We start from the raw sequence: 19,183 nt of genomic DNA, 5'->3' as shown, positions 1-19,183 counted from the left end.
CGTCGGCCAAAAATGGGAGGCATCCATGATCCATATTAAAGATATTGCCGAACGGCCAAGCAAAGCCGATATCGACGCCGTTTCCAAATTTTCGCCCGCGACGATCCACGAAGCCCAAGGGCGCCGCGGAGCCCTTTCCTCCCGCCTGAAGCCCGTCGACTACCGCATGAAACTCTGCGGTCCGGCCTTCACAGTGAAGTGCGCGCCGCGTGACAACATCATGCTGCAGCTTGCCATCAACTACGCAAAGCCGGGCGATATCATCGTCGTATCGGCGGGCGAATATGAAGAGGCCGGATCCTTCGGCGATGTCCTCGCCAATGCCTGCCTGGCAAAGGGCATCGGCGGCCTCGTGACCGACACAGGCGTGCGCGACACGCTTCAACTGAGAGAACTTGGTTTCCCCGTCTTCTCGCTCAGCGTCTGCATCAAGGGGACGGTGAAGGAAACCATTGCGGCGGTGAACGACACGATCATCGTCGGCGGCGAAATCATCCATCCCGGCGACATCATCGCCGGCGATGCCGACGGCTTGGTGGTCGTGCGTCGCCAGGAAGCGCAGGACGTCGCCAGGCTGTCACAGGCCCGCGAAGATGCCGAGGCCGGCTATATCGCGGCATATAAGCAGGGCAAATCGGTCATCGAGGTCAGCAATCTCGAACCGGTGCTGAAAGCCAAGGGCCTCGTCGTCGACATCTGACGCGACGCCGCAATAGCTATCAGCCCTGCCACTTTATAAGGCGGCTGGCCTTTTCGGCCAGCCGCCTTATGCAAAACCCGCTACCAGCAGGCGCCCGCCTCAAGATCGATCTGGACACTATTATGGACACGTGTTCTATAAAATGGACAGATTCGACGGGAGCACGCCATGCATCTTTCCATGTGGACTTACCCCTGGGATATCCAGGACCAGGGGCTCGCAGCACTCGCCGCCGACCTTTGCGACCGTGCGGGCCTGACGACCGTCAGTCTGGCGACCTCCTATCACGCCGGCCGGTTCCTGCAGCCGCGGAGCCCGCGGCAGAAGGCCTATTTCCCCGAGGACGGGACGGTCTATTTCCGGCCGGATGAAAGCCTATGGCGGGATAAACTGATCCAGCCGCTGATGGCCATGAATGTCGCCGAGCGTGGCGACATGCTGGAAGCGCTCGTCAAGGGACGCGAGGCGACGGGTCTCAAGGTCTCCTGCTGGACGGTCTGCCTGCACAATAGCCGTCTCGGCATGCTACATCCCGATCATGTGACGCGGAACGCCTTCGGCAATCCCAACTACTACAATCTTTGCCCCTCCAGCCCGGCGGCACGGGACTATGCCGTTACCCTTGTTCGCGACATCACGACCAACTACCAGCCCGATATGGTGGAACTCGAGAGCCCGAACTTCATGGGATTCGCGCATGAATATCATCATGAGAAAGACGGCGTCGGGCTGAATGCCGAAGACGATTTCCTGCTGTCGCTCTGCTTCTGCGACCATTGCACGGCGCGCGCCACCAAGGCCGGCGTACCGGTCGAGGGCGCGCGCCGATCGGTCGCGCACTTCATCGCCGAACTCTGCGAACGAGCTGTCCCGGCACGGCAGTTGCCGGACTTCCCGGTAGCGGGCATCGATGCCTTTCGCGACCATCCCCATCTGCATGCCTATCTCACTTGGCGCAGCGAACCGGTGACCAGCCTGATCGGTGAGATCAAGGCGGGCGCCGATCCGGCGACACGCATCGTGCTCATCGACCTGAAGGACGGCTGGCTCGGCGGCGTCGATCTCGCAGCCATCGGCAAGCTCTGCGACGGGGCGATCCTCTGCTGCTACGAGATGGAGCCTGATGCCGTCGGCGATGTCATCCGGACCGGCCGGGCGGCAATCGGACCGGGCAAGTTCCTCGGGGTGGGCTTGCGCGTCTTCTATCCGGAGGTCAGCGGGCCGGCGATCCTGGCCGCACGCGCCAAGGCCGCCGTCGATGCCGGCGCTGACGGCGTGAACTTCTACAATTACGGCCTCATGCCGGCAAAGCGCCTCGACTGGGTCAAGGCAGCGGTCGACGCAGTCGCTTGAGCAGATCAGCGGCTCCTCAGGATGCGATGGGTTCGGCGACCTGGATCAGGCAGTCGCCGGCCTGGCTGTCGCAATGCAGCCGGTGGGAAATGACAATGCCGCTCTCGGCAAAGCGCAGCTCTTCCTCCGGCTGCTCCGGGCGTTCCAGATCATGATACCATCCGGCAAGATCCCCGGCGGCAACGGTGGCGCCGAGGGCTGCGGCCGGCTCGAACCAGCCTCTGCGGTTCGCATAGATGCCCTGGCTGTGCCGGGATAGCGAAAGCAGTTGCAAAGGCCCGGGCTCGGTGAGCTGTGCGCGCGACAGGACCGGACGCTCGACGATGCCGAGTGTCACCAGCAGCCGGTCGATCGCCGCCGCCGTGAAACCCATCGTCGCAGGCGTCACGGTGCCGCCGCCGCCGAACTCGCCGGAAAGACCGATGGTCCCGGCCCTTGCCGCAGCCCCCATCGACGTCGGTGCGGTCGGCCCGTTATCGGCGATGAAGGCATGCGCCGCACCCATGGCGCGCATCAGTGAAACGGACCGTTCGAAGCGGGAGGCATCGGCCTGCCGCTCGATCAGCGTGCAGGGCAGGTGGGCCATGGAGGTGCCGCCCGAATGCAGATCGAGCACGACGTCATGGCGCGGAAAGAGTTCGTGTTCGAGGAAATGCGCCATCCGCGCCGTCGGTGATCCGCTGGGATCGCCGGGAAAGGCCCGATTGAGATTGCTGCCGTCGAAGGGCGAGCAGCGCTTGGCCGCCATCACCGCCGGCAGGTTCGCCATCGGCAAGATGGTGACGGCGCCGCGGATTTCGGCGACATCCAGCAGCCGCATCAACCGGCCGAGCTGGAGTTCGCCCTCATACTCGTCGCCATGGTTGCCGGCCATCAGCAGCAAAGACGGCCCCTCGCCATTTTTCAGGCGAAGGACCGGAATGCGGATCTGATAATAGGGCGACCGGTCGATCGAATAGGGAATGGCGAGGTGGCCGGCCTGCCGGCCCTCGCGCGAAAAGTCGATCGGATTGACGAGACCGCTGTGCATGATGTCTCCAGTGCGAACGGTTGCGATGCCGTCAAAGGGCGGCGACGGCAGTCATTTCGACGCGCAGATCGGGATCGGCGAGACGAGCTTCGGTGCAGGCGCGGGCCGGCGGGTTTTCGATGTCGATCCAGTCATCATAGACGCTGTTCATCGCCTCGAAATCGACGATCGCCGGCAGGAAGACATTGACGGCGATAAGGCGCGAGCGATCGATACCCGCCTCTTTCAAAAGGGCGTCGATCTTGCCGAGCACGTCGCGGGTCTGATCCTTGATATCAGCCTTGCGATCTTCCGCGACCTGGCCGGCAATATAGACGAGACCGCCGTAGCTGACAGCTTGGCTCATACGCGAACCTTTCTGATAACGCTGGATCATTTGCGGGTTTTCCTTTTCTTGCTTTTGGAGGGAGAGTTCAGCCGAAGCTAGTCAGATAGGCCGCGGTCACCGAATGGTCCGGATCGAGGCCGTAGAGGATGGCATGCCGGTCAAGGCAGGTGCAGGGATGCGAGATGCCGCACTCGATGACGTCGCCGACCGCAACGTCGCTGCCGTCGGCAAGGGCCACGAAGGCGTGCTGATCGTTGAGGCGAAACACGTCGGCGTTTCCGAGATCGGCGAGATACGCACCATTGCGATAGAGCGCCAGCGGCCGCGGCAGGTCCTGGTCCATCGCCACGTCGCGCATGCCCATGCCGCAGATCGCCAGCCGCGGCTCCGGCCGCGACAGGATCTCGGCCCAAACCCGCAGCGCCGGACGGAAAGCTGCCGCCGCCGAAACCGTCTCGCCGCCGATGCGGAAACCGCCGCGTGCATCGAGGCCGGCAAGGCCGCGTTCGTAAATGCCGTGATCGTGGAAGAAGATCGCGCCGCTGCGCAGCACCAGCCGGCAGGCGGGATCGGCTGCGATGGCGGCGGAAAGCCTGGCAATCACCACATCGAAAAACACCGAGCCGCCAGCCGTGACGAGGAGCGGCCGCTCGTCACCGATGCGGGCGCGCACCTTCGGCAGGAAATCGGATGTCACCGCCATCAGCGCGTCGATGCGACGCATCGTCTCTTCCGCATCGGCGGTCGCCGCCGCACCCTCATAGGCGGCGATGCCGGTCAGCCGGAAGGCCGGCGTCTCCGCGGCAAGGATCGCCTCCAGAATTGCCTCGGCGGCGTCGACGCCGCGGGTACCGGCGCGGCCGGCGCCGAACTCCACCAGCAGGCCGAGGGGCGGTAGATCGGCGCGCTCATGCCATGCGGAACGAAGAGCATGGACCAGCGCTGTCGAATCCACGAAGATATGAAGCTCTGCAGCGGGATAACGGCCAAGCAGGGCCGCGAGCCTGCGGGCAGCGGCGGCCCCGCCGATCTCGTTGGCGAGGATCAGCCGGCGTTGTCCCGCCTTGAGCAGGACAGCGGCCTGGCGGATGTCGGCGACCGTCGTGCCCCAGGCGCCTGCCGCCAGAAGTGCCTGCGCCAGCGCCGTCGACATCGGTGTCTTGGCGTGCGGCGCGATGTCGGCGCCGTGGCTCTTCACATAGGCCATCATCAGTTCGACATTATGGGTGAAAGCCTGTCGGTCGAGCGAGATCAGCGGCAGGGCCATCCTGCCGTCATAGGGCTTCCATCCCTGCTTGCCGATTGCAGCCAGCGCAAGTGGCGGATTGCCTGGCGGAAAGCCGCGCACCCGCTCGTCGATCAAAACGTTTTCCGTCGCGGTATGAAGGTCAGACATGACAGCCCCTCCTGATCTCGGCCGGATCGGCGATGCCGAGGCGATAAGTGTCGTTGGCGGTGGCAAAGAACAGGGCGCGCTGCTCGTCGTAAGACAACTGCGAGGCGACCGTGCGGAAAACCTGGTAGACCTCGTCGAAAGAGGCATGCAAGCCCGCGACCGGAAAGTCGCTCGCGAACATGGCGCGCGCCGGACCGAAACACTCAAGGCAATGCTCGATCACCGGCCGCAGGCTTTCGAGCGTCCACTTATTGTCATAGGCGACGAGGTCGGAAATCTTGAGGCGCAGATTCGGCTCGCTGCCGAGCGCCCGCAGACCACGGCGCCAGAGCGCCGTGCCGTCCTCCGTCCGGTCGGCCGGGCTTCCGCCGTGGTTGAGCACGAAAAGCGCTTCCGGAAAAGCGCGCACCAGTTCGAGCGCCTCGCTCATCTGCCAGGGATAGAGCATCAGGTCAAAGACCAGCCCTAGCCGGGTGGCGTGAGCTAACCCCGCCCGCCAGGCCGGGTCGCCCATGCGGTCCGCGCGCGAAGCAAAACTCTTTGCCGCGTCCGGATGCCAGCTCAGAATATCGCGAATGCCGACGACATTCGGATTTGCCGCTTCCTCCTCGAGCAGACGCATGGCGTCCGGCCCGTCGAGGGGCACGCGCGCAATATAACGGCGCGCCACGCCGGAGCTGCGGTCCAGTCCATCAAGCCAACGGCTCTCTTCCAGCGGGTAGGAAACGGACCAGCCGGCCTCCACATGCACGGTTGCAACAACGTTCTGGCGGGCAGCATCGGCGCGATAATCGTCGATGCCGTAGTCGCGCAGGATCGGTGCGAGGCTTCCGAAAACCATCTCTTCGCCGGAAGCTCTGGCCTTCTGCAGCCAGGGATGGCGTTGCAGGCTGAGGTCCCAGAGGTGGTGATGCGGGTCGATCACCGGCCCGTTATAGCGCTCGGTCATCGGCGCGCCTCACGGCCGGAAACCAGCAAAAGGGCAAGTATCAGCGTGCCGAACATGATCGACCGCCAGCCGGGGGAGGCGTTGACGACGGTGATCAGCGCCGTCGTCGTGACGAGCAGGATTGCCCCCGGAATGGTCCCGGCATAGGTGCCGCGGCCGCCGAGGATGGATGTGCCGCCGAGCACGACAGCGGCGATCGAGGTCAGCAGGTAGGGGTCGCCGATGCCGACATAACCTTGCCGGTTCATGCCGAGCACGAGAATGCCCGCAAGCCCTGCGAAAAAGCCCGACAGAGTGTGGACGATCAGCGTGTTGCGGGTGACGCTGACGCCGGAAAGCCGGGCCGCCAGCGGGTTTGCCCCAAGCGCCAGGAAACGGGCGCCGATCGGCATGCGGTGGACAAGCAGCAGGACGACGATCGAGACGACCAGCCACAGAATGATGCCCGAGGGAATGCCGAACGGCCGCGCCTGTCCGAGCAGAATGACCGCCGGATTGCTGACGGTGACCGCGCTGCCGCCGGCGATGATGACGAGCAGGCCCTGCAGGAAGGTCGCCATGGCAAGCGTCATGATGATCGGCGGCACGCGAAGATAGGCAGCACCGGCGCCGTTCATCAGGCCGATGCCGGTGGCGATGGCAAGGGCCGCCGCGATGCCGGCGAGGCCGGTCGGGTCCCAGGCGGGCGAAATCAGCGGCAACAGGATCGCCGTGACTGTTATGACCGCGCCGACGGACAGATCGATGCCGCCCATCAGGATGACGAGCGTCTGGCCGGCGGCGGCGATGCCGATCACCGCGGCGAGTTCGAGCAGGTAGCGCAGGTGGCCATAGGCGCCGAAACCACGCAACGTAAAGCTTGCGACGATCCAGACGAGCGCGACCAGAAGGAAGGTCAGCAGCGGCGGATTGCGGAACGCGGACCTGATGATGTTCATCGCCTTGCCCTCCAAGCCCCAAGAAGTTCCGGCACGGCGACCGCGCCGACGATGATCAGACCTTGCGCGACATATTGTGCGACCGGCGGAAAACCCAGGAAGAACATGACGTTGATCATCACCGAGAGCAGCAGACTGCCGCAGATCGCGCCGCGCATCGTGCCCTTGCCGCCAAGGAAACCCACGCCGCCGAGCACAGCGGCGGCGATGGAGTTCAGCGTGAAGGGCGTGCCGATGACGGGATCACCCGAGCCTGTCTGCGCAGCGACGAAGAGACCGGTCAGGGCTGCGAGAAGACCGGACAGCGCGAAGGCGACAACCTTCACCCGTTCGACCGGGACACCGGAGCGGAACGCGCCGACCGGATTGTCGCCGGCCGCGTAGATGCCGAGGCCGAGCGGCGTTGCCAGAAAGGCCTTCCAGAGTACGAGGATCACGATGAGCAGCAGGAAGGCGACGGGCGTGTGGCCGGCCAGTACCGTCGACAGCCAATCCGGAATGAACCCACCCGGCCGCGGCAGCAGGATGAGCGCGACCCCGCCGATGATGAAGGAGCCGGCAAGCGTGACGATGATTGCAGGAAGCCTCAGATAGGTAACGATGACACCGATGGCGGCGCCGATCGAAAGACCGGCAAGCGTGACCGCAAGAATGCCGCCCGGCACGCCGAGCGCCCCTTCCATCGTCGTCGCGGCAATCACCGCTCCAAGGCTGACGAGCGGGCCGATCGCCAGCGTGATGCCGCCGTTCAGCATGAGCAGCGCCTGCGCCATGGTGACGAGCGCGAGCGGGAACCAGTTCTGCGTGAACTTCGAAAAGCCGCCGATCGAAAGGATGCCGGGAAAGAGCAGCGCATAGAGAATGAGAAACGCGGCGACAACCAGATAGAGGCCGGCAAGGCCGCGGTTGCGGCGGAGCTGGATCGAGCCGTAGAGCCGGGAGGACGAACTTGTGCTCATGCCGCCTCTCCCTGCGTCGTGGTGGTGATGCCCATGGCCGCTCCGACGATCGCTCCTTCGCTGATTTCATCCTGCGACAGCACCGCGGCGACGCGCCCCTCGCGCAGAACCACGACACGGTCGCAGAGATGCACGAGCTCCGGCGTATCGGAACTGGCCAGAATGACGAGCCGCCCCTCGGCGGCGAAGGCGCGGAGCATGAGGTAGATTTCCCGCTTGGTCTCGATGTCGACGCCGCGCGTCGGATCGTTGAGGAGCAGAACGGAGGGATCGAGCGGCAGCCACTTGGCGAGCGCCACCTTCTGCTGGTTGCCGCCGGAAAGCGCCTGCACCGGGCGGGCCGTGTCGCCCTTGATCGTCAGCCGGCGCGCGAGATCGGCGACCAGGCCGCTTTCCGCCGGCCGGTCGCGCAGCCCCTTGCGGGCGAGCCGTCCAAGCGAGGGCAGGATGAGATTGGAGGCGATGGAATGCGGCAGCACCAGTCCCTCATGCTTGCGGTCAGCCGGGACATAAACGATGCCGGCGGCATTTGCCTCGCCGACATCGGCGGGCAGGGCGGGTTTGCCGGATACCTCCGCCCGATCGGCCGAAGCTGGAATCGCGCCGTAGAGGCCGAGCAGCAGGTCTTCCTGCCCTTGTCCCACGAGCCCGCCAATACCGACGATTTCGCCGGCGCGGGCGGAGAAGCTGACGTCACGCACCATGCCGGCGGAAAAACCTTCGACGCTGATGCGCATCGCACCAGGTGCTGCGGCCAGGCGCGGCGGGAACAGGTCGCCGGTCTCGCGACCGACCATCAGGCGCACCAGGCCTTCGCCGTCGATCCCAGACAGCGACTGGTCGGCGGTGACCAGGCCGTCCTTCAGCACCGTGACATGCGAGCACAGCGCCTGTACCTCGTTGAGGCGGTGGGAAATATAGAGAAGTGCCGTGCCGCGGTCTCTCAGCGTCTCGATCAGGCGGGCCAGGATGCCGGCTTCGTGTGCGGAGAGCGATGAGGTCGGCTCGTCCAGGATCAGCACACGCGGCTTGCGGAACAACGCCTTGGCGATCTCCACCATCTGACGGCGCCCAAGCGCGAGGTCGGCGACCGGCATGTCGAGCCGCTCGGTGAGCCCGACCATATCGCAGACGTCTGACACGCCGCGATGAAGCGCTCTGTAATCGATAAGGCCGAACCGGCGCGGAAAGGCGCCGAGCCCGATGTTTTCGGCAATCGAGAGACTGGCCGTGAGGCTCAGCTCCTGCTGAACGACGGCAATACCCGCACCGCGCGCAGCCGCCGGGCTGAAGCGTTCGACCGGTTTGCCGTCGACGAGGATGGAACCGCCGTCCGGCTGGAGAGCGCCGGACAGGAGGTTGATCAGCGTGGACTTGCCGGCGCCGTTTTCGCCGAGCAGGGCGTGAACCCTGCCCGGCAGAAGGGCGATGTCGACGCCCTTCAAAACGGGATTGCCGAAAAATCCCCTGAACACCTGCCGGGCTTCCAGCAGGGGTCTTTCTTCCGTCATGACGGCTTTCCTCAACCCGAGTTACTTGGGCGGATTACTTGGCGGCAAGCAGCTTGTCGAAGAGCGCCTTGTCGTAGTCCGAGTAGATATAGCCGTCAGCCGGGAACTTGTCGGCGCGGGCGAGATAGCTGCCGATCGTGCTGTCGTCGATGACAGGCAGCGGCACTTTGACGAAGGCCGGAACGTCCTTGCCTTCCAGCGCCTGCACGGCGGTGTAAACGGAAAGCGCGCCGAGCCAGTTGGGCTGCATGGTCGCCCAGCCCTTCAGTCCCTTCTCCTTCCAGAGTTCCAGGAACTGCCTGGCGTTTTCACCTGTTGTCGGCACCTGGTCGCGGCCCTGGCGCTCGAAGGCCAGCACCGAGCCGGCCGATAGCGCGCCGCCAAGCGACAGCACGCCGTCGATTTCGGGATTGGCAAAGAGCAGGCTGGTCATCGCTTCCTGCGCCGGGGCGACGTTATATTCCGTGTTCGTCTCGGTGATCACCTGGAGACCGGGATTGGCATCGAGGACCGGTTGTGCGCCCTTGCGGCGGTCGTCGCTCACCGAAATGCCGGCCGGGCCGTTCATGATGATGATCTTGCCCTTGCCGCCGAGCTGGCTGACCATCCACTTGGCAGCGGTCGCGCCCCATTCGTTGGAATCGGTGTTGATCTTCGCCGTCACCTTGTCGGTATTGACAAGGCTGTCGAAATTCACGACGGCGATGCCCTTGTCGCAGGCATCCGAAATGACGCGGTCGAGCGCGTTGGAGGAACCGGCGATCACCACGATGGCATCGACATTGGCGTCGATCATCGACTGGATATGCTGGATCTGCGTCTGGGCGTTACCCTGCGCGTCCGTGATCATCAGGTCCTTCACCAGGCCCGCCTTCTTCAGTTCCTCCACTTCAGCCGTGATGGTGCCTTCGGTCTGCTTCATCCAGGTCGGCACCGAGTAGATGTTTGCCCAGCCGATCGTATAGGGCGCCTTCCTGTCACCCTTGATGCAATTGGCGGCGGCCGAGGCTGTGCCGGCCGAAAAGACGAGGAGTGCCGCAGCGGCGGCAGCACCGGCGAGAAGGTGGCGGCGCAGCGAAGCGGAAATGCCGTTTTCAAAATTCTTCATGTCGTTCCCCTTTTTTGTGTGCGGCAGCGTTGACGGCTTGCCATCAGTGTCCAATATAATGTACATGTGATCTATATACCGGACGAGGCGATCTTATGCCGATTTTTCTACCTCGCAAGAGGGGTGGGAAAATTTCATTCGCTAGGAATGACGGGATCGATTGACAGATGCGGCAGTCGGCTTGAAAAGCTTGGCCGGACAAAAAAGGGATCGAGAACAATGGATGCAGTTCAGGACGAAGCAGCCGGTAAACGCGCCCGAGGGCTCGACCGCGCCTTCGAGATCCTCGATTTCCTGCGCCAGAAACGGCAGGCCCTGAAGCCGAATGAAATCGCCGCGCAGATCGGCGCGCCGCGCTCATCGGTTTACGAGCTCGTCAACCTGCTGTTGCAGAACGGCATCCTGGAATTCACCGGCGGCGAGGGGCGTGTCTATCTCGGCCGCAAGCTGTATTTCCTCGGCGCAGCCTATGAGAACCATTTCGATTTCACCCGCGAATGCGAGGCGGCGCTGGAACAGCTTGCCGACGAGACGCGGGAAACGGCGCAGTTCTGCATGCTGGATGGAAACAGATACACCGTCGTCCGCATGCGCGAAGGCGCGCGCCCCTTCCGCATTTCGACGGATGTCGGGCAGTCGGTGCCGATCCCGTGGACGGCGTCGGGCCGCCTGCTCGTCGCGCATCTGTCGGATCAGGACATCCTGAACTTCATTCCGCCGCAGGATTTTCGCCTGCCGAACGGCGAATGGCTCGAGCCGCAAACCTTCATCGCCGAAGTGCGCCAGGCCGAGCGTGAAGGTCTCTTCACCTTCAACAGCATCGTCGACAGCTTCACCCACTGTTTTGCCGTACCGGTGCGGGGCGAGGAAGGCCATGCAGCCGCAACGCTCTGCCTCGTCACGCCACGCGACGATGGCATCGCCAACCGGGACCGCTACCTCGACTGCCTGAAGAAGGCCGCCGCCGGCCTCGACCATGCCCCGACCCGGCCAAAACGAGGCTGATGCCTGAGCACATCAAGGCATTGATCTCAGGTAGCACGGACGTTCGTGCGAAAGCCGCCATTCCCTTGCATGCTCGTCAAACTGGATCCTGCTCGCTCCGGCGGGGCTTCAAGCGGGCATAAGACGCTAAGAAGACCTTTTGTCGTCTCGGCCGGGCTATTCGCCACGCCCGCAGATCCCACCTGCCGGTCCGCGCCCGCATACCCCGGGATAGTCGCCCTGACCGTTGATTTCCAATTTCACGCCAAACCGGGAAATCTATTCACCCTTCCTCCGAAACTACGAAATTCAGTTTCTCTATAAATTCTATGGAGAAAGTATTTTAGCAACCCAACAGCCAATTGAATACTTGGCCTTGGGGAAGGCCGAGCTGTTGACTGATAACGGAGAGGACACGAAATGACACGGAAAATCAGGCTTGGGGCATTTCTTCCCGGTGGCGGACAGCATGTTGCGTCATGGCGGCATCCCGACCAGCCGGCAGACGGCGCGACCAGTTTCGAGTTTCACAAACGACTTGCCTTGACGGCTGAGCGTGGCCTCTTCGATGCATATTTCCTCGCCGACGGGCTGGCTGTCGGTTTTGGCGGTGCGCGTGAAGGCGGCAACGCCCGCGTGGCCGGCTTCGAACCCGTGACATTGTTCTCGGCCCTTGCGCCTTTCACCACCCATCTCGGCTTTATCGCCACGTCCTCGACCACCTACGAAGAGCCTTACACGACCGCCCGCAAATTCGCCTCGCTGGACCTGATCTCGGAGGGCCGTGCCGGCTGGAATGTCGTCACCACGACGGGCGACCTGACGGCACAGAACTTCAATCGCGATACCCAGCTTCCGCATGCCGACCGATATCGCCGCGCCGCCGAGCACGTCGATGTTGTCCGCAAGCTCTGGGAAAGCTTCGAGGACGACGCGTTCATCCGGGACAAGCAATCCGGCGTCTTCTTCGATCCGGCGAAGCTGCACGACACCGATCACCGCGGCGAACATTTCAGCGTGCGCGGTCCGCTCAACGTGTCGCGATCACCGCAGGGTCATCCCGTCATCGTCCAGGCCGGGCAATCCGAAGATGGACGCGGGCTCGCCGCAGCAACGGCCGAAGTCATCTTCACCGCCCATCAGCATATCGAAACCGCCCAGGACTTCTATCGAGATATCAAGGCACGCGCCCGCGCTCTCGGCCGAAACCCCGATCATATCCTCGTCATGCCCGGCGTATCCGCTTTCGTCGGCAGGACCGAGGCGGAGGCGCGCGAGAAATACGACCGTCTGACGTCGCTCATCGTCGAAGAGGACGGGATCGGCCTCCTCAATGGCCTGACCGGTGGCACGCTCGACCTGCACGGCTATGACCTCGACGGCCCCCTACCACCGGCGCCGCCGACGGAAGGCATGAAGAGCCGCCAGGCCCTCATCCGCCAGATCGCCGACGAAAACAACTTCACCATCCGCCAGCTCTATCAGTGGATCGCGTCTGCCCGCGGTCACTACACCATCGTCGGAACACCCGAACAGATCGCCGATACGCTGCAGAAATGGTTCGAGAACGAAGCTGCCGACGGCTTCAACATTCTGCCGCCCTGGCTGCCGACGGCGCTCGACGATTTCGTCGATCTGGTCATTCCGGAACTGCAGCGCCGCGGCCTGTTCCGCACGGCCTATGAGGGCAAGACGCTTCGAGAAAACCTCGGCCTGCCTTTCCCGACCAATCGATGGGCTGCAGAACAAGCAGCTCTCCAGGCAGCAGAGTGAGGAGCGGTCGATGTCCTATGAAATCAACCAGGTTCTTCCGAGAAGCTTTGGCCGCCTGAAAAACAGCGAAAGCCATATTTCCACTCTCGCCTCGCAAGTGCGCGGGGTGCTCGCATCGCTTTTGCCGCGCTACGGCCTTCTCATCGGCTTCCTCTTATTCTGGCAGGTGTCGAGCACCAGGGGCTGGGTCAATCCCGCTATCTTCCCGCCCCTAGACGTGATCCTGTCCGCTCTTTGGACCAATCTGGCCAACGGCGCGCTGATGGATGACATCGCCATCAGCCTGCAGCGATCCGGAACCGCCTTCGCCTTTGCCGTCGCGATCGGCATTCCGCTCGGCCTGTTCATGGGCCAGATTCGTGCGGTCGAACAGGCGCTCGATCCGATCCTGCAGCTCTTTCGCCAGACCTCGGCGCTCGCGCTCTATCCGGTCTTCATCCTGCTGCTCGGCCTCGGCGAAACATCGAAGATCTTCGTGATCTTCTGGGCCACACTGTTTCCGGTGCTGCTCGCTACGATCGGCGGCGTCAAGGAGGTGGACAAGAAGCTCATCGAGATGGCGCGGACCTATGGCGCCGGACCGCTGACCATCTTCCGCCGTGTCATCCTGCCGGCGTCGGTACCAGCGATCTTTGTCGGCCTGCGTCTTTCGGCGACGACTGCGCTTCTCCTGCTGATTGCCGCCGAGATGATCGGCGCCAACAAGGGCATCGGCTTCCAGGTCATGAACGCCCAGTACAATTTCCAGATCCCGCTGATGTTTGCGGCGATCCTTCTGCTCGCCTTCCTGGGGCTTGCCGCCAATGCCTTGCTCGTTCTGCTGCAGCGTCGCCTCTGCCGCTGGTCTCAGCCGAGCCGCTGACCTGCTTTCCCGATTTTCCTCTTCCGAAAGGCACCACCAGATGACATTCCATCCCCGCCACCTTCTCCTGCCGGCAGTGATTGCTCTCGGCCTAACCTCACCCGCCGCGGCCGCCGATACGGTGAAGCTGCGCTATCTCGCCAGCCAGGGTGGTCTTGCCGCTCATGAACTCGCCGCCGAACTCGGCTACTTCGAAGGAACGGGCATCACGCTGGAAAATGTCGGCTACGCCCAGGGCGGCCCGGCCTCCCTGATCGCCCTGGCATCGGGTGATGTCGAGATCGGCAGCGCCGCAACTTCCGCCGTCCTGAATTCGATCATCGGCGGCAATGATTTCGTCGCCGCCTATCCCTCAAACGGCATCAATGACGAGGTCCAGTCGACCTTCTACGTGCTGGAAGACAGCCCGATCAAAAATATCAAGGACATTGCCGGCAAGAGCATCGCCGTCAATACACTTGGCGCACATCTCGACTATACCATCCGCGAAGCCTTGCATTCCGTCGGCCTGCCGGCGGACGCAGCCAATCAGCTTGTCGTTCCCGGGCCGCAGCTTGAGCAGGTGCTGCGCTCCAAGCAGGTCGATATTGCCGCCTTCGGCTACTGGCAGACGACCTTCGAGGGGGCTGCGCTGAAGAATGGTGGCCTGCGGCCGATTTTCGACGATACCGACGTGCTTGGAGACATCGCCGGGGGCTTCGTGGTCCTGCGCCGTGATTTCGCTCGCGAACATCCTGAAGCTGCAAAGATTTTCGTCGAGCAGTCGGCGCGCGCGCTCGACTACGCCCGCGAACATCCGGAGGAAACCAAGAGGATCCTCGCCAAGGCGCTCAGTGAACGGGGCGAGAATGCTGATATCGCACAGTATTTCCGCGGCTATGGCGTGCGTGCCGGAGGCCTGCCGGTCGAGCGCGACATCCAGTTCTGGATCGACGTCCTCGTTCGCGAAGGCAAGCTGAAGGAAGGCCAGCTGGCGGCCAAGGACATCCTCTTGACCGCCGACGCCAAGCCGGCAAGCAACTGAGGAATGATGATGAGCATCGCCGAGGGCACGCGTCGCGGAGAGGTGACGATTAGTCACCTCTCCAAATCCTACAGGTTGAACGGGACACCTCTACAGGTTCTCAGGGATGTCAACCTCTACGTCCGCTCCGGCGAAAGCCTCGCCATCGTCGGCGCCAGCGGCTCGGGCAAAACGACCCTGCTCAGGGTTCTGGCCGGCCTTGAGGATTCCGACACGGGCGAGGTTCTCGTCGATGGCAAGGCGGTGCGAGGCGTCGGCGCAGAGCGCGCCGTCATCTTTCAGGAACCGCGCCTTCTGCCCTGGCTGACCGTGCTCGACAATGTGGCCTTCGGGCTGGAAACTAGCGGCCTGTCGCGTGAGCAGGCGAGGGGACGGGCGCGCCATTATGTCAAGCTCGTCGGCCTGCAGCAGTTCGAGGCTGCCTATCCCCGGCAGCTCTCCGGCGGCATGGCCCAGCGCGTCGGCATCGCCCGGGCTCTGGCCGTCCAGCCGGAAATCCTGCTGCTCGACGAACCGCTCGGCGCGCTCGACGCGATGACCAAGATCGGCATGCAGCAGGAACTCGCACGGATCTGGCGCGATGAGGATGTGACGACCATCCTCGTTACCCATGATCTCGAGGAGGCCATCTATCTGGCCGACCGGATCCTCATCCTGCCACGGGAAAAGGGCGGCGAGCCGCGTCTGATCGAAATCGATCTGCCCCGGCCCCGCGACCGCAGCGCACCGGAATTCGTTCGACACCGCGAAGAGTTGCTGAACCTGTTCGGGCTGCATTAACGTCTTCAAGCGCGCGCGCCGCATGGGACCTGATCCATGCGGCGCGCGGCAGTAGCAGTAGCGATGCGGAGGACGCCCGCGGACCGCTACCGCGACTTGCTCTTCGAGCCGGCGGTGAGATACGGGCGCCGATCCAGTTCCGCTGACCTGTAGGAACTGCACAACCGCAGCAGATCCTTGCGGGCGATCAGGCCGCATAATTTCCCTGAGGTCGGATCGACTATCGGAATGCGTCCGTCGCCGGTAGACAGCATCAGATCCGCGATGAATGCGACCGTATCATCAGGATGCCCCACCGGAACGGAATCATCCGTCACGTTTTCCGCGAGCGTCTGACTGGCGAGGTCCGAATTCCCCTGCCAGAGCAGAGCGTCGGCCCTCGATACGACGCCGGCCAGCCTGCCTGTCGCATCGACCACCGGATAGATCCGGTGCGTTTTCTGCTGCGAGGCGAAGAAATCGCACGCCTCTCCCACCGTCATGGCGACGGGAAGCGTGTCGACATCGCTGATCATAATCTCCCTTGCGCGCGACAGTTCGAACGGGTCGACGCCATATTCGCGGGTGATGTGCTGACCGCGGCGGGCGATCTTCTCGGTGAGGATCGAGCGGCGCAGCAGAAGGACGGTGACGGCATAGGCCACCACGGTTGCGGCAAGCAGCGGAACGAGCGTGCTGACGTCGCCGGTGATCTCCATCGCAAAGAAAGTGCCCGTCAGCGGTGCACGCATGGTTCCACCCATCATCGCCGCCATTCCGAGCAGCGCCCAGAAGCCGGGATCATTGCCCGGCATGACAAGACCGACCAGCCATCCGAGAGCCCCGCCGAAGATGAGGAGCGGCGCAAGCACGCCACCGGAGGTGCCCGACGACAGGGCAAACAGCCAGATGATCGTCTTCATCAGCAGGATCGACATCACCGCCGGGGCGAGCAGCCGGTTGTTGAGCAAGCCATCGATGATGTCGTAGCCGACGCCCATGGCCCGCGGTTCGATCAGGCCGCCGAGACCGATGACGAGACCGCCGAGTGCGGGCCACCACATCCATTGGATCGGCGAGGCTTCGAACAGGTCCTCGATCCGGTAGAGCAGCGTCGTCAGCAATCCCGATTGCAGGCCGGAGATGATCCCCATCGCCGCGCAGGCGAAAATACCCCACCAGGGCAAGGTCACCTGAAAGTGGGTCGGGAACAGCGGGCCGACGCCGAACAGCAGCGGGCGCCAGCAGATCGACACGCAGGCAGCAACGGCGACGGGAATGAAGCTGCGCGGCTTCCATTCGAACAACAGCAGTTCGACCGCCAGCATGACCGCGGCGATCGGCGAACCGAAAATCGCCGTCATGCCGGCGGCCGCGCCGGCGACGAGCAGCGTTTTCCGCTCTGCAGCGCTCATGTGAAAGAATTGCGCGAACAGCGATCCGATCGCACCGCCGGTCATGATGATCGGCCCCTCGGCGCCGAACGGGCCGCCGGTTCCGATGGAAATCGCCGATGACATGGGCTTGAGGACCGCGACCTTCGGCGACATCCGGCTGCCGCCGATCAGGATGGCCTCGATCGCCTCGGGAATGCCGTGGCCGCGGATCTTCTCCGACCCGAAACGGGCCATCAATCCGATGACGAGCCCGCCGAACGGCGGAACCAGCACCACCCACAGCGAGCGCGGCACCGCAGCCAGAGAGGCGGGCTGGATGCCGATCTCTCCGAACCAGATGACATTCGTCACCAGCGCGATGAGGCTGACGAGACACCAGGCGGCAAACGCACCGGCCGTGCCGACAATGATGGACATGCCGACCAGGAGGAGGACCCGCCTGTCGGTGGTGAAATCGCCGGCCTCGCGCCGGGAAAGACCGCCGGTGAAATCGTGCGGCCGGTTGTTTGGTGGATGCTGCGCCATGGAAGCCTCTGCTACGCCGGAATGGATACGCTTGAGGCGCGTCAATATATCGTGATACGATATAAATCAATGGGTGAAAGCATGAAGGCGAAAATGTCCCATGAAGATGCCTCACTTGACCGCCTGGCGACTGCCCATCTATTCGATGATGGCGGCATGGGCTGCCGACCCTGGCAGCCGTTGCGGCAGAGGAGAAGTGCTTTGAGGAAGACCGCGCCGCCGCTGAGACAGGAGGATTACGAGGCTCTCGCCGACCTCAGATTCGCGCTTCGCCAGTTCATGGACTTCAGCGCCTCGGCCGCCCAGTCGGAGGGATTGCCCCCGCAGCAGCATCAGGCCCTTTTGGCGATCAAGGGACAACGTGGCGATGCCATGACCATCGGCATGCTGGCCGAGCGGCTGATCATCGCGCCGCATACGGCGACCGAGCTTGTCGGGCGGTTGTCGGATGCCGGACTGGTCGAACGTCATGCCGATCCGGCCGACAGGCGCCGCCAGACGGTTCTTCTGACGGATAAGGCGGACGCGCTTCTGACGCGACTGAGCGCCGTCCACCTTTCGGAAATCAGGGAGATGGCCCCGAAGTTGATCGAGCTTCTGCTCGAGCTCCAGAAGACGGCGTCAAACACCAAATGACAATTGCGACATAGCCGATCTCCTGACGTGCCGCTTCAATCCAAAAGCGTCTTCTTCAGGCGATGGATATGGGCGGCGCCAATGCCGCAGCAGCCGCCGATGATGGTCGCGCCGGCCTCAGCCCAGGAGCAGGCATAGCGCGAGTAGGCATCGTCATTTAGGTCGTTGCGGGTCTTATGCAGGCCTTCATTGGCGGCTGCCTCGCCTTGCTCCCCTTCGAAGGCATTGGCATAGACGCCGATTTCGATGCGCGCGTCCATTGTCCGGAACACGCGCGCCGCGGTCTCCACCGCCGCCTGCATGACCTCAGGCTTGCTGCAATTGAACAAGAGGGCTTCGGCGCCCGATGAACCCGCCCAGGATGCCGCGTCCTCGACCCTTTCTTCGGAGCGCAGCTTCGGTTCGCCGCCCCTTATCGCTGCCTCGTCATCGACCAATGTGAACGAAATCCAGAACGGCTTGCCTGATGCCGCCACCGCCTTGCGGACAGCCTCTGCCTCGGCAATCAGGCTTAACGTCTCACCGAGCCATACATCGACGAAGGGAGAAAGATTTTCGACAAGCACCTCGAGATAATCCTGCACCCGTGAAGGCTGAAAGTTCTGCGGCTCGTATGAGCCGAAGATCGGCGGCAGCGAGCCGGCAACCAGCACCTTCCGATCCGTGACAGAATCAGCCGCCTCGCGCGCCAAGCGACCGGCGAGACGGATCAGCGCCGCCCCCTCCTTCCAGAACCGGTCCTCACCAATATGAAAGGGCACGAGCGCATAGCTGTTTGTCGTAACGACCTCAGAGCCGGCAGCGATGAATTCCTGGTGAACCTTACGGACGATATCCGGCGCATTGATCAGCGCCAATGCCGACCATTCCGGTTGTTTCAGCTCGGCGCCCAGCCGCAACAGTTCGCGGCTCATGCCGCCATCGAGAATTCGCATCGTGCTCATGAAGAGG

Annotated in this window: 18 protein-coding genes; 8 read left to right on the top strand and 10 right to left on the bottom strand. The window is 63.4% G+C overall.

What is annotated here, in order from left to right; all coding sequences use genetic code 11:
• Window positions 1–25: 25 nt before the first annotated feature.
• Together RLCC275e_RS32525 and RLCC275e_RS32520 are read left to right on the top strand one after the other, a co-directional pair.
• Entirely contained in the window at window positions 26–700 is a 675-nt protein-coding gene (locus tag RLCC275e_RS32525) for a 4-carboxy-4-hydroxy-2-oxoadipate aldolase/oxaloacetate decarboxylase (RefSeq protein ID WP_033184344.1), read from the top strand.
• Between the two features lie 168 nt (window positions 701–868).
• Window positions 869–2,053, top strand: a complete 1,185-nt coding sequence (locus RLCC275e_RS32520) for a hypothetical protein (protein WP_033184320.1) — start codon at window positions 869–871, stop codon at window positions 2,051–2,053.
• A 16-nt stretch (window positions 2,054–2,069) separates the two neighbouring features.
• Here RLCC275e_RS32520 and RLCC275e_RS32515 read toward each other — a convergent pair whose 3' ends face one another.
• From RLCC275e_RS32515 to RLCC275e_RS32480, 8 genes are read right to left on the bottom strand one after another with little or no spacing between them, the layout of a single operon-like run.
• Window positions 2,070–3,083 carry a succinylglutamate desuccinylase/aspartoacylase family protein gene (locus RLCC275e_RS32515; RefSeq protein ID WP_033184321.1) on the bottom strand — a complete coding sequence of 338 codons (1,014 nt, stop codon included), beginning with the start codon at window positions 3,081–3,083 and terminating at the stop codon, window positions 2,070–2,072.
• Window positions 3,084–3,114: 31 nt separating this feature from the next.
• Window positions 3,115–3,459 (bottom strand): RidA family protein, encoded by a 345-nt coding sequence (locus RLCC275e_RS32510; protein WP_033184322.1) that lies wholly within the window; start codon window positions 3,457–3,459, stop codon window positions 3,115–3,117.
• A 37-nt stretch (window positions 3,460–3,496) separates the two neighbouring features.
• Window positions 3,497–4,807 (bottom strand): alanine racemase, encoded by a 1,311-nt coding sequence (locus RLCC275e_RS32505; protein ID WP_130671282.1) that lies wholly within the window; start codon window positions 4,805–4,807, stop codon window positions 3,497–3,499.
• Entirely contained in the window at window positions 4,800–5,756 is a 957-nt protein-coding gene (locus RLCC275e_RS32500; RefSeq protein WP_033184324.1) for an amidohydrolase family protein, read from the bottom strand. The genes RLCC275e_RS32505 and RLCC275e_RS32500 overlap by 8 nt, the downstream gene beginning before the upstream one ends.
• Window positions 5,753–6,694, bottom strand: a complete 942-nt coding sequence (locus tag RLCC275e_RS32495) for an ABC transporter permease (RefSeq protein WP_033184325.1) — start codon at window positions 6,692–6,694, stop codon at window positions 5,753–5,755. The genes RLCC275e_RS32500 and RLCC275e_RS32495 overlap by 4 nt, the downstream gene beginning before the upstream one ends.
• Window positions 6,691–7,653 carry an ABC transporter permease gene (locus tag RLCC275e_RS32490; protein ID WP_033184326.1) on the bottom strand — a complete coding sequence of 321 codons (963 nt, stop codon included), beginning with the start codon at window positions 7,651–7,653 and terminating at the stop codon, window positions 6,691–6,693. The genes RLCC275e_RS32495 and RLCC275e_RS32490 overlap by 4 nt, the downstream gene beginning before the upstream one ends.
• Window positions 7,650–9,164, bottom strand: a complete 1,515-nt coding sequence (locus tag RLCC275e_RS32485) for a sugar ABC transporter ATP-binding protein (RefSeq protein WP_130696376.1) — start codon at window positions 9,162–9,164, stop codon at window positions 7,650–7,652. Before RLCC275e_RS32485 ends, RLCC275e_RS32490 begins: the two co-directional genes overlap by 4 nt.
• A gap of 34 nt (window positions 9,165–9,198) precedes the next feature.
• A complete protein-coding gene (locus RLCC275e_RS32480) occupies window positions 9,199–10,272 on the bottom strand; it encodes an ABC transporter substrate-binding protein (protein ID WP_130671277.1) in 1,074 nt (357 codons plus the stop codon).
• A gap of 219 nt (window positions 10,273–10,491) precedes the next feature.
• On the opposite strand from RLCC275e_RS32480, the gene RLCC275e_RS32475 reads away from it, so the two are divergent.
• The 5 genes from RLCC275e_RS32475 (at window position 10,492) to RLCC275e_RS32455 (ending at window position 15,695) form a co-directional block, all read left to right on the top strand.
• A complete protein-coding gene (locus RLCC275e_RS32475; RefSeq protein WP_012760654.1) occupies window positions 10,492–11,277 on the top strand; it encodes an IclR family transcriptional regulator in 786 nt (261 codons plus the stop codon).
• A 399-nt stretch (window positions 11,278–11,676) separates the two neighbouring features.
• Complete coding sequence (locus tag RLCC275e_RS32470) at window positions 11,677–13,029, top strand: LLM class flavin-dependent oxidoreductase (protein WP_033184133.1); 1,353 nt, start codon at window positions 11,677–11,679, stop codon at window positions 13,027–13,029.
• 10 nt (window positions 13,030–13,039) lie between these two features.
• Complete coding sequence (locus RLCC275e_RS32465; protein ID WP_033184134.1) at window positions 13,040–13,891, top strand: ABC transporter permease; 852 nt, start codon at window positions 13,040–13,042, stop codon at window positions 13,889–13,891.
• A gap of 40 nt (window positions 13,892–13,931) precedes the next feature.
• On the top strand, window positions 13,932–14,915 hold the full coding sequence (locus tag RLCC275e_RS32460) for an ABC transporter substrate-binding protein (protein ID WP_033184135.1): 984 nt from the start codon (window positions 13,932–13,934) through the stop codon (window positions 14,913–14,915).
• A 9-nt stretch (window positions 14,916–14,924) separates the two neighbouring features.
• A complete protein-coding gene (locus RLCC275e_RS32455) occupies window positions 14,925–15,695 on the top strand; it encodes an ABC transporter ATP-binding protein (RefSeq protein WP_033184329.1) in 771 nt (256 codons plus the stop codon).
• An 86-nt stretch (window positions 15,696–15,781) separates the two neighbouring features.
• On the opposite strand, the gene RLCC275e_RS32450 is transcribed toward RLCC275e_RS32455, so the two are convergent.
• The gene (locus tag RLCC275e_RS32450; RefSeq protein WP_033184136.1) at window positions 15,782–17,596 is read right to left on the bottom strand and encodes a chloride channel protein; all 1,815 of its coding nucleotides are present in this window, start codon (window positions 17,594–17,596) and stop codon (window positions 15,782–15,784) included.
• Window positions 17,597–17,797: 201 nt separating this feature from the next.
• Between RLCC275e_RS32450 and RLCC275e_RS32445 the strand changes: the two genes are divergently transcribed.
• A complete protein-coding gene (locus RLCC275e_RS32445) occupies window positions 17,798–18,232 on the top strand; it encodes a MarR family winged helix-turn-helix transcriptional regulator (protein WP_033184137.1) in 435 nt (144 codons plus the stop codon).
• Window positions 18,233–18,267: 35 nt separating this feature from the next.
• On the opposite strand, the gene RLCC275e_RS32440 is transcribed toward RLCC275e_RS32445, so the two are convergent.
• Entirely contained in the window at window positions 18,268–19,176 is a 909-nt protein-coding gene (locus tag RLCC275e_RS32440; RefSeq protein WP_033184138.1) for a homocysteine S-methyltransferase family protein, read from the bottom strand.
• Window positions 19,177–19,183 lie beyond the last annotated feature (7 nt).

Origin of the sequence: Rhizobium brockwellii, from assembly GCF_000769405.2 — a bacterium.
In the GTDB taxonomy this organism is placed as follows: Bacteria; Pseudomonadota; Alphaproteobacteria; order Rhizobiales; family Rhizobiaceae; genus Rhizobium; species Rhizobium brockwellii.
Note: the sequence above shows the minus strand (reverse complement) of the source record. Positions and strands in the feature narration are given on the sequence as shown.